The organism is Streptomyces azureus (genome assembly GCF_001270025.1).
Taxonomy (GTDB): Bacteria; Actinomycetota; Actinomycetes; order Streptomycetales; family Streptomycetaceae; genus Streptomyces; species Streptomyces azureus.
Map to the genome: position 1 here is coordinate 1 of NZ_DF968223.1, position 359 is coordinate 359.

Below are 359 nucleotides of genomic sequence, written 5' to 3' on the forward strand. Positions count from 1 at the left end.
GAGTCCACGCTGACCAGGGACATGTCGATCTCGTCCCTGCGAGCGGCTTCGGCGATCGCCTCTTCCAGCAGGGCCTGGAAGACGCCGGCGTCCCGCCACCGCATGAAGCGGTTGTAGACCGTCTGCCAGGCGCCGAACCGTTCAGGCATCTCCCGCCACTGGCTGCCTGTGCGGAACCTCCAGATCACCCCCTCGAACTGCTCACGCAGCCGCTCGGGGTACGGGCCGAATCCGCCGACGGGCAGGAACGGCTCGATGAACTCCCACTCCCTGTCGTTAAGTTGCGCACGCGTCACACCACAGTCCTATCGGACCGACACCCCACCCCGGGCTTGATCGCAACTAAAGACAGCCCCTAG

Annotated in this window: 1 protein-coding gene; it reads right to left on the reverse strand. The window is 65.5% G+C overall.

The features are described 5' to 3' along the window. Window positions 1-296 (reverse strand): transposase (locus AOQ53_RS08350; protein WP_148640302.1); only part of this gene is annotated, 296 nt, incomplete at its 3' end. Window positions 297-359 lie beyond the last annotated feature (63 nt).